General features: G+C 60.9%; 11 protein-coding genes. 7 read left to right on the plus strand and 4 right to left on the minus strand.

Annotation, left to right across the window (positions count from 1 at the left end):
- The first annotated feature begins 38 nt into the window (after nt 1-38).
- The 7 genes from ACK59H_RS01945 (at nt 39) to pdxJ (ending at nt 7,605) form a co-directional block, all read left to right on the plus strand.
- On the plus strand, nt 39-1,424 hold the full coding sequence (locus ACK59H_RS01945) for a DegQ family serine endoprotease (protein ID WP_397467539.1): 1,386 nt from the start codon (nt 39-41) through the stop codon (nt 1,422-1,424).
- Nucleotides 1,425-1,608: 184 nt separating this feature from the next.
- Nucleotides 1,609-3,408, plus strand: coding sequence for a translation elongation factor 4 (lepA, locus tag ACK59H_RS01950; protein WP_060477883.1), 1,800 nt, complete (start codon nt 1,609-1,611; stop codon nt 3,406-3,408).
- Nucleotides 3,409-3,413: 5 nt separating this feature from the next.
- Nucleotides 3,414-4,268 carry a signal peptidase I gene (gene lepB, locus ACK59H_RS01955; protein WP_060477882.1) on the plus strand — a complete coding sequence of 285 codons (855 nt, stop codon included), beginning with the start codon at nt 3,414-3,416 and terminating at the stop codon, nt 4,266-4,268.
- 161 nt (nt 4,269-4,429) lie between these two features.
- Entirely contained in the window at nt 4,430-5,119 is a 690-nt protein-coding gene (gene rnc, locus ACK59H_RS01960) for a ribonuclease III (protein WP_060477881.1), read from the plus strand.
- Entirely contained in the window at nt 5,112-6,014 is a 903-nt protein-coding gene (gene era, locus ACK59H_RS01965) for a GTPase Era (protein WP_409264203.1), read from the plus strand. The genes rnc and era overlap by 8 nt, the downstream gene beginning before the upstream one ends.
- 123 nt (nt 6,015-6,137) lie before the next feature.
- Entirely contained in the window at nt 6,138-6,821 is a 684-nt protein-coding gene (recO, locus tag ACK59H_RS01970; protein ID WP_261744915.1) for a DNA repair protein RecO, read from the plus strand.
- A gap of 61 nt (nt 6,822-6,882) precedes the next feature.
- Entirely contained in the window at nt 6,883-7,605 is a 723-nt protein-coding gene (gene pdxJ / locus ACK59H_RS01975; protein WP_189658018.1) for a pyridoxine 5'-phosphate synthase, read from the plus strand.
- A gap of 42 nt (nt 7,606-7,647) precedes the next feature.
- Here pdxJ and cmoB read toward each other — a convergent pair whose 3' ends face one another.
- The 4 genes from cmoB to lon all read right to left on the minus strand — a co-directional run bounded on the left by cmoB (nt 7,648) and on the right by lon (nt 12,414).
- On the minus strand, nt 7,648-8,604 hold the full coding sequence (gene cmoB / locus ACK59H_RS01980) for a tRNA 5-methoxyuridine(34)/uridine 5-oxyacetic acid(34) synthase CmoB (protein ID WP_060477877.1): 957 nt from the start codon (nt 8,602-8,604) through the stop codon (nt 7,648-7,650).
- Nucleotides 8,601-9,344, minus strand: a complete 744-nt coding sequence (gene cmoA, locus ACK59H_RS01985) for a carboxy-S-adenosyl-L-methionine synthase CmoA (protein WP_186477569.1) — start codon at nt 9,342-9,344, stop codon at nt 8,601-8,603. The genes cmoB and cmoA overlap by 4 nt, the downstream gene beginning before the upstream one ends.
- Before the next feature lie 89 nt (nt 9,345-9,433).
- Nucleotides 9,434-9,826: a protease inhibitor I42 family protein gene (locus ACK59H_RS01990; RefSeq protein ID WP_060477875.1), complete on the minus strand. Its 393-nt coding sequence runs from the start codon at nt 9,824-9,826 to the stop codon at nt 9,434-9,436.
- Between the two features lie 167 nt (nt 9,827-9,993).
- Nucleotides 9,994-12,414, minus strand: a complete 2,421-nt coding sequence (gene lon, locus ACK59H_RS01995; protein WP_409264204.1) for an endopeptidase La — start codon at nt 12,412-12,414, stop codon at nt 9,994-9,996.
- Nucleotides 12,415-12,492: the final 78 nt, after the last annotated feature.

Below are 12,492 nucleotides of genomic sequence, written 5' to 3' on the forward strand. Positions count from 1 at the left end.
GCTTGAAATACTACCTAACGATATTCGCCGCCGTGCTCATGCTCGGCCAGGTGCTTACTGCTCAGGCCGATGAAGCCCTGCCGGACTTCACCACCCTGGTTGAGCAAGCCTCGCCGGCAGTAGTGAACATCAGTACCAAGCAGAAGCTGCCTGACCGCGTTGCTGCCGGGCAGATGCCCGACCTCGAAGGCCTGCCACCGATGTTCCGCGAGTTCTTCGAACGTAACATGCCGCAGCAGCCTCGCTCGCCGCGCGGCGATCGTCAGCGCGAGGCCATGTCTCTGGGCTCGGGTTTCATCATCTCCAGTGATGGCTACGTACTGACCAACAACCATGTGGTTGCCGATGCCGACGAGATCATCGTGCGTCTGTCCGACCGCAGTGAGCTGCAGGCCAAGCTGATCGGCACCGACCCACGTACTGACGTAGCGTTGCTGAAGGTCGATGGCAAGAACCTGCCGACCGTCAAGCTTGGTGACTCGGAAAAGCTGAAGGTGGGTGAGTGGGTGCTGGCCATCGGTTCGCCGTTCGGTTTTGACCACTCGGTGACCAAAGGTATCGTCAGTGCCAAAGGGCGTACCCTGCCCAACGATACCTATGTGCCGTTCATCCAGACCGACGTTGCCATCAACCCGGGGAACTCCGGTGGGCCGCTGTTCAACATGAAGGGCGAAGTGGTGGGCATCAACTCGCAGATCTTCACCCGTTCCGGCGGCTTCATGGGCCTGTCGTTCGCGATTCCAATCGATGTTGCCATCGATGTGTCCAATCAGCTGAAGAAAGATGGCAAGGTCAGCCGCGGCTGGTTGGGCGTGGTGATTCAAGAGGTCAACAAGGACCTGGCTGAATCCTTCGGCCTCGACAAGCCTGCAGGTGCTCTGGTCGCCCAGGTACTGGAAAACAGCCCGGCAGCCAAAGGGGGCCTGCAGGTGGGTGATGTAATTCTGAGCATGAACGGCCAACCGATCATCATGTCGGCAGATTTGCCACACTTGGTCGGTAGCCTCAAGGATGGTGAGAAAGCCAAGCTGGAGATCATCCGCAACGGCAAGCGCCAGACCCTGGACGTGGCCGTCGGCCCGATGCCTGACGACGATGCCGATATCGGCACTGGCAGCAGTGCTGATGGCAGCGCCGAGCGTAACAGCAACCGCCTGGGCGTTTCGGTGGCAGACCTGACTGCAGAGCAGAAGAAAACCCTGGAGCTCAAAGGCGGCGTGGTCATCAAGGAAGTACAGGATGGCCCGGCTGCTTTGATCGGGCTGCGCCCAGGTGACGTCATCAGCCACCTGAACAACCAGGCAGTCACTTCGGCCAAACAGTTCACCGAAATCGCCAAGGATCTGCCGAAGAATCGCTCGGTATCGATGCGCGTCCTGCGCCAGGGCCGTGCCAGCTTCATTACCTTCAAACTCGCTGAATAAGCGGGCTTTGCGGGTGACCAGGGGGCAGCTTCGGCTGCCCTTTTTCATGAAAGTTCACAATTGCCAGGGGCAATGCTGTGTACAGTCCGATAGAGGAAACTCCCATATCCCAACAGCTTAAGGTACAATTCCCGGCTATTTTTCGGCGGGCGTCCGGCTCGCAGCCTTTTCCGAGTGTTGACCCGTGAGTGATTTGAGTCATATCCGCAATTTCTCCATCATCGCCCACATCGACCATGGCAAGTCGACGCTGGCCGACCGTTTCATTCAAATGTGCGGTGGCCTGACGGCGCGCGAAATGGAAGCCCAGGTACTGGACTCCATGGATCTGGAGCGCGAGCGCGGTATCACCATCAAGGCCCATAGCGTCACGCTCAATTACAAGGCGCAGGACGGCAAGGTCTACCAGCTCAATTTCATCGACACCCCTGGCCACGTCGACTTCACCTATGAAGTCTCGCGTTCGCTGGCCGCTTGCGAGGGTGCGCTGTTGGTGGTCGATGCAGGCCAAGGCGTCGAAGCCCAGTCGGTTGCCAACTGCTACACGGCCATCGAGCAAGGCCTGGAAGTCATGCCGGTGTTGAACAAGATGGACCTGCCCCAGGCCGACCCGGATCGCGTCAAGGACGAGATCGAGAAGATCATCGGCATCGACGCTACCGACGCCGTTGCCTGCAGTGCCAAAAGCGGCATGGGCGTGGACGAGGTGCTCGAGCGCCTGGTTCATACCATCCCCGCGCCAGAAGGCGATATCGATGCGCCGCTGCAGGCGCTGATCATCGACTCCTGGTTCGACAACTACCTTGGCGTGGTATCGCTGGTGCGTGTGCGCCACGGCCGCGTCAAGAAGGGCGACAAGATTCTGGTCAAATCCACCGGCAAGGTGCATCTGGTCGACAGCGTCGGTGTGTTCACCCCCAAGCACACCCAGACGGCCGACCTCAAAGCTGGTGAGGTGGGCTTCATCATCGGCAGCATCAAGGACATTCACGGTGCGCCGGTGGGCGATACCCTGACCTTGTCCACGACCCCTGAAGTCGAAGTGCTGCCTGGCTTTAAGCGGATCCAGCCGCAGGTCTACGCCGGCCTGTTCCCGGTCAGCTCCGACGACTTCGAGGACTTCCGCGATGCCCTGCAGAAGCTGACCCTCAATGACTCTTCGCTGCAGTACATGCCAGAAAGCTCCGATGCCCTGGGCTTCGGTTTCCGTTGCGGCTTCCTCGGCATGCTGCACATGGAAATCATCCAGGAGCGCCTGGAGCGCGAGTACGACCTGGACCTGATCACCACCGCACCAAGCGTGATCTACGAGCTTGAACTGAAAACCGGTGAAACCATCACCGTCGACAACCCGTCCAAGCTTCCAGATGTATCGGCCGTGGCTGATTTCCGCGAACCGATCGTCACCGCGACCATCCTGGTGCCGCAGGAACACCTGGGTAACGTCATCACCCTGTGCATCGAGAAGCGTGGCGTGCAGCGCGACATGCAGTTCCTCGGCAGCCAGGTGCAGGTGCGCTACGACTTGCCGATGAACGAAGTGGTGCTGGACTTCTTCGACCGCTTGAAGTCGACCAGCCGCGGCTATGCTTCGCTGGACTACCATTTTGATCGCTACCAGTCTGCCAACCTGGTCAAGCTGGACGTACTGATCAACGGCGACAAGGTCGATGCCCTGGCATTGATCGTGCACCGTGACAATGCGGCTTATAAAGGCCGTGCGTTGACTGAGAAGATGAAGGAGCTGATTCCTCGGCAGATGTTCGACGTGGCGATTCAGGCTGCCATCGGTGGCCAGATCATTGCGCGAACGACCGTCAAGGCACTCAGAAAGAACGTACTGGCCAAGTGCTACGGTGGTGACGTCAGCCGTAAGAAGAAACTGCTCGAGAAGCAGAAGGCCGGTAAGAAACGCATGAAACAGGTAGGTAACGTGGAAATTCCACAAGAAGCCTTCCTCGCCGTGCTCAGGTTGGATAGCTAGGTCCTATGTCGCTAAATTTCCCGCTGTTGCTAGTCATCGCCGTTTTCGTCTGCGGTCTGCTGGGCTTGATCGACCTGCTGTTCCTGGCCCCGCGCCGGCGAGCAGCGATCGCCAATTACCAGGGCAGCGTCACTCAGCCAGAAATGGCGGTGGTCGAGCGCCTCAACAAAGAGCCGCTGCTGGTCGAGTACGGTAAGTCGTTCTTCCCGGTGCTGTTCATCGTGCTGGTGCTGCGGTCGTTCCTGGTCGAACCGTTCCAGATCCCTTCGGGGTCGATGAAACCGACCCTGGAAGTGGGCGACTTCATCCTGGTGAACAAGTTCTCCTATGGCATTCGCTTGCCGGTGATCGACAAGAAGGTCATCGAGGTCGGTGACCCGCAACGCGGCGATGTGATGGTGTTCCGCTACCCAAGCGACCCGAATGTCAACTACATCAAGCGGGTAGTGGGCCTGCCGGGCGACACGATCCGTTACACCAGCGACAAGCGGCTGTTCGTCAACGGTCAGCCGATTGCCGAGCAGTTGGTCGGTACCGAGCCTGGAACGTTGGGCAGTGCCGAGTTGTACAAAGAGAAACTTGGCGAAGCCGAGCATCTGATCCGCAAGGAGATGACCCGTTATCGCATGCCGCCGGACCAGCAATGGACCGTGCCGGCTGGCCATTACTTCATGATGGGCGACAACCGCGACAACTCCAATGACAGCCGCTACTGGGATGACCCGAAAATCCCGAAGGAGCTGCATGGGATGGTGCCGGATCGCAACATCGTCGGCAAAGCCTTTGCCGTGTGGATGAGCTGGCCAGAACCCAAGCTCAGCCACTTGCCTAACCTGTCGCGGGTCGGGCTGATCCATTGATACCCTTCGGCGCTGTCCTAAAGACAGCGCCGAATGCATTTCTGACATAGGCTGTGATCTCAGGGAACGAGAGTTTCGCCGCTCGCCGCGACGGACCACAGCCAAACAGTCTTTCAGGATGTTGATTTGAACAACGCGTTGAACAACCTGCGGGTGGCTGCATGAGTGCTTCCCTTGCCCGTCTCGAGCGCAAGCTCGGCTACACCTTCAAGAACCAGGAGCAGATGCTGCTGGCCCTGACCCACCGCAGCTATGCCGGGCGCAATAACGAGCGCCTGGAGTTTCTCGGTGATGCCATTCTCAACTTCGTCGCTGGCGAGGCGCTGTTCGAGCGTTTCCCGCAGGCCCGTGAAGGCCAGCTGTCGCGCTTGCGCGCTCGCCTGGTCAAGGGTGAGACCCTGGCCCGTCTGGCCCGTGGCTTCGACCTGGGCGAGTATCTGCGTCTGGGTTCGGGTGAGCTCAAGAGCGGTGGCTTCCGCCGGGAGTCGATCCTCGCTGACGCCCTCGAGGCGCTGATCGGCGCCATCTACCTGGACGCAGACATGCAGACCGCACGCGAACGTGTGTTGGCCTGGCTGACCGATGAGTTCGAAGGGCTGACCTTGGTCGACACCAACAAGGACCCGAAAACCCGCCTGCAAGAGTTTCTGCAATCGCGCAGCTGTGAGCTGCCGCGTTACGAAGTGGTCGATATCCAGGGTGAACCGCACTGCCGAACCTTCTTCGTCGAATGTGAAGTCGTGCTTCTGAACAACAAAAGCCGTGGTCAGGGTGTCAGCCGGCGTATCGCCGAGCAGGTCGCCGCCGCTGCTGCCTTGATCGCCCTGGGCGTGGAGAATGGCAATGACTGAAAACAATCCGACCCGCTGCGGTTACGTGGCCATTGTCGGCCGCCCCAACGTGGGCAAGTCGACCCTGCTGAACCACATCCTGGGGCAGAAGCTGGCCATCACCTCGCGCAAGCCGCAGACCACCCGTCACAACATGCTCGGTATCAAGACCGAGGGTGAGGTACAGGCGATCTATGTCGACACCCCCGGCATGCACAAGGCCAACGACAAAGCACTGAATCGCTACATGAACCGCAACGCGTCGGCGGCTCTGAAAGACGTCGATGTGGTGATTTTCGTGGTCGATCGCACCCGTTGGACCGACGAGGACCAACTGGTGCTCGAACGTGTGCAGTACGTCACCGGCCCCCTGATCATCGCCGTCAACAAGACTGACCGCATGGAAGAGAAGGCCGAGTTGATCCCGCACCTGCAGTGGCTGCAAGAGCAGTTACCCAACGCTGAGGTGATGCCGATCTCGGCGCAGCAGGGCCACAATCTCGACGCGCTGGAAGCTCAGATCGCCAAGCACCTGCCGGAAAATGACCACTTCTTCCCGGAAGACCAGATCACCGACCGTAGCAGCCGGTTTCTTGCCGCTGAACTGGTGCGCGAAAAAATCATGCGTCAATTGGGTGCGGAGCTTCCGTACCAGATCACCGTGGAAATCGAAGAGTTCAAGCAGCAGGGGCATCTGCTGCACATCCATGCATTGATCCTGGTCGAGCGTGACGGCCAGAAGAAGATCATCATTGGTGACAAGGGCGAGCGCATCAAGCGCATAGGTTCCGAGGCGCGCAAGGACATGGAAGTGCTGTTCGACTCCAAGGTCATGCTCAACCTCTGGGTCAAAGTCAAAGGCGGCTGGTCCGACGATGAGCGCGCCCTGCGTTCGCTGGGCTACGGCGACCTGTAACCGACCCCGATAATCGGCTTACTCTGTGGGGGCGGGTTTACCTGTGAATGCGATGGCGGCTCGACCGCCGCATTCGGCGGTAAACCCGCTCCCACGGTTGTTTGTGAAGCATAGAGATGCCACATGGACCAGCCCACCCCCCAACCGGCCTACGTTCTGCACAGCCGCGCCTACAAGGAAACCAGTGCGCTGGTGGACTTTCTCACACCCCAAGGCTTGATGCGTGCAGTACTGCGCCGTGCGCGCGGTAAAGGCGGGAGCCTGGTCAGACCATTCGTCCCCCTGGAAGTGGAGCTGTACGGTAAGGGTGAGCTGAAGAACGTCAGGCGGCTGGACACCGTTGGTATTGCTGCCTGGTTGCATGGTGATGCGCTGTTCAGTGGGTTGTACCTCAATGAACTATTGATGCGCCTGCTGCCGGCTGAGGCACCGCAACCGGAGTTGTTCGAGCATTACGCCTTGACCTTGCAGGCATTGGCCCAAGGACGTCCCTTGGAGCCGCTGCTGCGCACCTTCGAGTGGCGGCTGCTGGAGGACCTGGGCTACACCTTCTCGCTCAGCCATGACCTCAACGACGACCTGATCCAAGCCGATGGTACTTACCGCCTGCGAGTCGATGCGGGCCTTGAGCGCGTGCACCTCGCCCAGCCTGGGCTGTTCAAGGGTACCGAGTTGCTGGCTCTGGCCCAGGCCGACTGGGAAGCACCGGGTGCTTTGCTTGCGGCCAAGCGATTGATGCGCCAGGCATTGGCGGTACATTTGGGGCCAAAACCGCTGGTCAGTCGGGAATTGTTTCGCAAGCGCTGAGCACGTCGTATGCTGTGTGGCTCAAACTTCAGGAGAGCCTTTCGTGACTCACAGCAACCGCATGCTCCTCGGCGTCAACATCGACCACGTGGCGACTTTGCGCCAGGCCCGCGGCACCCGCTACCCGGACCCGGTCAAGGCTGCGCTGGATGCCGAGGAAGCAGGCGCCGATGGTATTACCGTACACCTGCGTGAAGACCGCCGGCACATCCAGGAGCGCGACGTCCTGCTGCTCAAGGACGTGCTGCAAACGCGCATGAACTTCGAAATGGGCGTCACCGAAGAGATGATGGCCTTCGCCGAACAGATCCGCCCGGCGCACATCTGCCTGGTACCCGAGACCCGTCAGGAGCTGACCACCGAGGGTGGCCTGGACGTGGCCGGCCAGGAAGCTCGGATCAAGGCGGCAGTCGAACGCCTGTCGCGTACCGGCGCTGAAGTTTCACTGTTCATCGACGCCGACGAGCGGCAGATCGAGGCGTCGCGTCGGGTCGGCGCACCGGCCATCGAGCTGCATACCGGGCGCTACGCCGATGCCCATACCCCCACCGAGGTGGCCGAGGAACTGCAGCGCATCGTCGATGGCGTGGCGTTTGGCGTCGGCCAGGGGCTGATCGTCAATGCCGGCCATGGCCTGCACTACCACAACGTCGAAGCCGTGGCTGCGATCAAAGGCATCAATGAGCTCAACATCGGCCATGCGCTGGTCGCCCATGCCTTGTTCGTAGGCTTCAAAGCGGCCGTGGCCGAGATGAAGGCGCTTATCGTCGCAGCAGCGCGCTGAGCCTTCTGCGACCTCAGCAGCCCTCACGGCCCCCGCCCGAAGTTACTTGCGTGCCAACAGAGTAGCGCGACGTGGGGCCGGCAGGCCCTCGATGGTTTTGCCGTGATCATTCGGGTCGAGGAAATCGCTTAGCGACTGGTAGCGCATCCATTCGGTACTGCGCTGTTCCTCGACGCTGGTGACGCTCACGTCCACGCAGCGCACATCGCTGAAGCCTGCGCGGCGCAACCAGCGTTCCAGGGCCGGAACCGACGGCAAAAACCACACATTGCGCATCTGCGCGTAGCGATCTTCAGGCACCAGCACCTGGTTTTCGTCCCCCTCGATCACCAAGGTTTCCAGCACCAGCTCGCCGCCCTTGACCAGGCAATCCTTGAGCGCCAGCAGGTGTTCGATGGGCGAACGGCGGTGGTAGAACACGCCCATGGAAAACACCGTGTCGAAACCTTCAAGGTTTGCTGGCAGTTCTTCCAAGGCCAACGGCAGATGCCAGGCGGGCAATTCGGGCAGGTAGCGCTGCACGGCCTGGAACTGGCAGAAGAACAGCCAGTTGGGGTCGACGCCGATGACCATGTCTGCGCCTGCGCCCAGCATCCGCCACTGGTAGTAGCCGTTGCCGCAGCCGACATCGAGCACCCGCTTGCCTTTGAGATCCAGGTGCGGGCCTACCCGCGACCACTTCCAGTCCGAGCGCCATTCGGTATCGACGTGCACCCCGAACAGGTCGAATGGGCCCTTGCGCCACGGCGACAAGCCCATCAACGCCTGGCGCATCTGCGCACGGGTAGCGTCATCGCACGGGCAGTCCAGGCGTAAGCCGTCGACCAGGTCGATGACGCTTGGCTGCAGGGCTGGCAGCGCCTCGAGCGCCCCGCGCCAGCGGTCAAGGTCGCCGTGTCCTTTTTCCAGCTTGGCTTGAAGTTGAGCTTGCAGGCCTTGGGACCACGCAGCCAGAGGGGTACCCGCCAGGCGGCGGATAAGTGGAGACAGATCGATCATGGCAGGGCTATCAGCGAGGCGAAATTGAGGCATTGGAACCAGGGCACCACGTTGCCGAAGCCCGCCGCGTGCAGGCGTTCCTTATGGGCTTCGAGGGTGTCTGGCTTCATCACGTTTTCGATGGCGGTGCGCTTCTGGGCGATTTCCAGTTCGCTGTAGCCATTGGCCCGCTTGAAGTCCAAGTGCAGGTCATTGAGCAGGTCGTGCTGGTCTTCATCGGCGAAGCACAGCTTTTCAGAGAGGATCAGCGCCCCACCTGGCAGCAGCGCTTGGCGGATCTGGCCAAGCAGTGCCAGGCGTCGTTCCGGGGCGATGAATTGCAGCGTGAAGTTCATCGCCACTACCGAGGCAGGTTGCAGGGGCAGGGTGAGGATGTCGGCCTCCAGCACCTCGACCGGCAGCAGTTCCTGGAACATCGAGTCCTGGGCGGTGAGGTACTGGCGGCAACGCTCGACCATGGCGGCGGAATTGTCCACTGCGATTACCCGGCAACCGTCGCTGCGCACATGCCGTCGCAGCGACTGGGTCACGGCACCCAGGGAAGCCCCGAGGTCGTACAGCGCGGTGTGGGGCTGGGCGAAGCGGGCGGCCAGCACGCCGAGGTTCTCGACGATGGTCGGGTAACCTGGAACCGAACGCTTGATCATGTCCGGGAACACGCGCACAACGTCCTCGTTGAACACGAAGTCGGGAACTTGCTCCAGGGGTTGGGCGAATAGGCGGTCGGGCTGTTTACTCACGGTGAATCCAGGCGGCTGACGATATGCAGGGCCGGCATTCTAGCCAAACCGCAGCATCGATGCATGATTGGCTGACCAGCGCTTGGCGATCAATGCACCCGTATCGCGCAATCGAAGGTCTGCACTGGGCGTACTTCCGGGGCCCAGGGTTGTTGGTAAATCAGCACCAAGTGCCCTTCGCCGGCGGCGCGGGCCTGGTAGCGCCAGGTGGAGATGCCCGAGCTGCCAACCAGGCCGGCGTCCTCTGGGGCGCTGTATACCTCGGGGCCTAGACTCTGCAGCACGTTGGACGCAGGGTTCTGCACCAGCCAGCGGTAACCGGTGGTGGGGTTGCTGGGCAGCGTCAGCGTAAGGCTCTGGCCGACCTGCAAGCGCTTGGGGCATTCGCTTTCGGCGTCCAGTTCGACGGCATTTTTCGGCTGCTGGGCGCAGGCGGCGAGCAGGGCGAGGCTCAGGGGAACGAGCAGACGAGGTGCGGTCATGGGAGCTCCAGAGGCTGGCGATGGCCTGAGGATAACCGAAGAATGAAAGATTTTGTGCTGCCGATGCCAGGCGACCACCTTAGGCAGTGGCGACCTCATGCGAGCAACTGCCATGGCTAATTATGCCGGCCTCTTCGCGGCTTGTGCCGCGAGGAGGCCAGGACACCTCAGAACAGCACTTTGGCCACGTCTGCAAAGCGCTTGGCGAAATGCACCGTCAGGCCCTCGCGCAGGTAATCGGGCAGTTCCTCGTAGTCCCCACGATTGGGCTCGGGCAGAATCAGCTCGAAAATCTTCTGCCGCCGCGCTGCGATCACCTTCTCGCGTACGCCTCCGATAGGCAGTACCTGGCCGGTGAGGGTGAGTTCCCCAGTCATGGCTACGCCTTTCTTCGGTGCCTGATCGCGGGCAAGCGATAGCAGCGCACTGGCCATGGTGATGCCGGCACTGGGGCCATCTTTTGGCGTAGCGCCTTCAGGCACGTGCAGGTGGATGAAGGCTTCGTTGAAGAACCCTGGGTCACCGCCGAACTGCTTGAGGTTGGAGCTGACGTAACTGTAAGCAATTTCAGCAGATTCCTTCATCACATCGCCGAGCTTGCCGGTCAGCTTGAAGCCGCGGTTCAGGGTATGGATGCGCGTTGCCTCGATCGGCAAGGTGGCACCACCCATGCTGGTCCAGGCAAGGCCAGTGATCACGCCTTTGCCAGCCAGCACCTGCTCGCTGCGGAACACCGGCATGCCCAAGGCCGCCTCCAGGTCCTTGTTGCCGATCTTGAGCTTGGCATCTGGGTCTTCCAGCAGCTTGACCACCGATTTGCGTACCAGCTTGCCCAATTGTTTTTCCAGTTGGCGCACGCCGGCTTCCCGGGCATACCCTTCGATAACCGTGCGCAGGGCGCTGTCGCTGATGCTCAGGCTGGTCTTGGCGACCCCGGCCTTTTCCAGCTGCTTGGGCCACAAGTGGCGCTTGGCAATGGCCAGTTTCTCTTCGGTGATATAACCGGACAGGCGAATCACCTCCATGCGGTCGAGCAGGGGCCCGGGGATGGAGTCGAGGGTATTAGCGGTGCACACGAACAGCACCTTGGACAGGTCCAGGCGCAGGTCCAGGTAATGGTCGAGGAAATCGACGTTCTGTTCCGGGTCGAGGGTTTCCAACAGCGCCGATGCCGGGTCCCCTTGGTAGCTCTGGCCCATCTTGTCGATTTCGTCGAGCATGATGACCGGGTTCATCACCTCCACATCCTTGAGCGCCTGCACCAGTTTGCCCGGTTGCGCGCCGATGTACGTGCGACGGTGGCCCTTGATCTCGGCTTCGTCACGCATGCCACCGACGCTGAACCGATAGAACGGCCGGCCTAGGGATTCGGCAATGGATTTACCGATGCTGGTCTTGCCGACCCCTGGAGGGCCCACCAGCAGTACGATGGAGCCGCTGATTTCGCCCTTCCAGGCGCCAACGGCGAGAAACTCCAGGATGCGCTCTTTGATGTCGTCCAGCCCGGCGTGGTGCTGGTCGAGCACCTTGCGTGCGTGCTTGAGGTCGAGCTTGTCCTTGCCATAAACACCCCAGGGCAGGGCAGTGGCCCAGTCCAGGTAGTTACGGGTCACGGCGTACTCGGGCGAGCCGGTTTCGAGAATCGCCAGCTTGCCCATTTCTTCGTCGATACGCTTCTTGGCCTGTTCGGGCAGTTTCTTGCCAGCCAGGCGCTGCTCGAATTGCTCGATATCGGCGCTGCGGTCATCTTTGGTCAGGCCCAGCTCCTGCTGGATGACCTTGAGCTGCTCCTTGAGGAAAAACTCGCGCTGGTGCTCGCCAATCTGCCGGTTCACCTCGGCTGAGATTTCGTTCTGCAAGCGCGCGACTTCCACCTCTTTGCGCAGCATCGGCAAGACCTTCTCCATGCGTTTGAGCATGGGGACGCAGTCAAGGACTTCCTGCAGCTGATTGCCGGTGGCAGAGGTCAGCGCGGCGGCGAAGTCGGTGAGCGGTGACGGGTCGTTGGGGCTGAAGCGGTTGAGGTAGTTCTTCAGCTCTTCGCTGTACAGCGGATTGAGCGGCAGCAGCTCTTTGATCGCGTTGATCAGGGCCATGCCGTACGCCTTGACCTCGTCGGTGGGCTCGGCAGGCTGGCGCGGGTACTCGACCTCAACCAGGTAGGGCGGGCGGTGATGCTTGAGCCAGGTACGGATGCGCACCCGGGTCAGGCCCTGGGCCACGAACTGCAATTTGCCGTTTTCCCGGCTAGCGTGGTGCACCTTGACCAGGGTGCCGTATTCCGGCAACGCCGAAGTGTCGAAATGACGATGGTCTTCCGGCGGGGTGTCCATGAAGAACAGTGCCAGCGAGTGGTGCTCGGTCTTGGCGACCAGGTCGAGGGTTTCGGCCCAGGGCTCTTCATTGACGATCACCGGCAGCACTTGCGCCGGAAAGAACGGGCGGTTGTGAATGGGGATCACATAGACCTTGTTCGGCAACTGCTGGCCGGGCAGGGCCAGGGCGTGGCCGGTACTGGCCGGGGTGTCGGATTGGTCGATTGCGCTGTGTTCGTCAGGGTGTTCGGGGAAATCCTGCTGGTCGCTCATGGGGCACCTGCGTGAATGACTATGGTGCTTAGATGGGGCGCAGGGGGATCGGTTTCAATGGTCTAGCGAGGTGTGAAG

The sequence above is a fragment of the Pseudomonas sp. KCJK9000 genome (assembly GCF_046230725.1).
GTDB lineage: Bacteria > Pseudomonadota > Gammaproteobacteria > Pseudomonadales > Pseudomonadaceae > Aquipseudomonas > Aquipseudomonas promysalinigenes.

Bases quoted from the DNA above. Each gene is read 5' to 3' on its own strand.
- ACK59H_RS01945 (WP_397467539.1), top strand. From the start codon at position 39: ATGCTCGGCCAGGTGCTTACTGCTCAGGCCGATGAAGCCCTGCCGGAC.
- lepB (WP_060477882.1), top strand. From the start codon at position 3,414: ATGTCGCTAAATTTCCCGCTGTTGCTAGTCATCGCCGTTTTCGTCTGC.
- rnc (WP_060477881.1), top strand. From the start codon at position 4,430: ATGAGTGCTTCCCTTGCCCGTCTCGAGCGCAAGCTCGGCTACACCTTC.
- era (WP_409264203.1), top strand. From the start codon at position 5,112: ATGACTGAAAACAATCCGACCCGCTGCGGTTACGTGGCCATTGTCGGC.
- recO (WP_261744915.1), top strand. From the start codon at position 6,138: ATGGACCAGCCCACCCCCCAACCGGCCTACGTTCTGCACAGCCGCGCC.
- pdxJ (WP_189658018.1), top strand. From the start codon at position 6,883: ATGCTCCTCGGCGTCAACATCGACCACGTGGCGACTTTGCGCCAGGCC.
- cmoB (WP_060477877.1), bottom strand. From the start codon at position 8,604: ATGATCGATCTGTCTCCACTTATCCGCCGCCTGGCGGGTACCCCTCTG.
- ACK59H_RS01990 (WP_060477875.1), bottom strand. From the start codon at position 9,826: ATGACCGCACCTCGTCTGCTCGTTCCCCTGAGCCTCGCCCTGCTCGCC.
- lon (WP_409264204.1), bottom strand. From the start codon at position 12,414: ATGAGCGACCAGCAGGATTTCCCCGAACACCCTGACGAACACAGCGCA.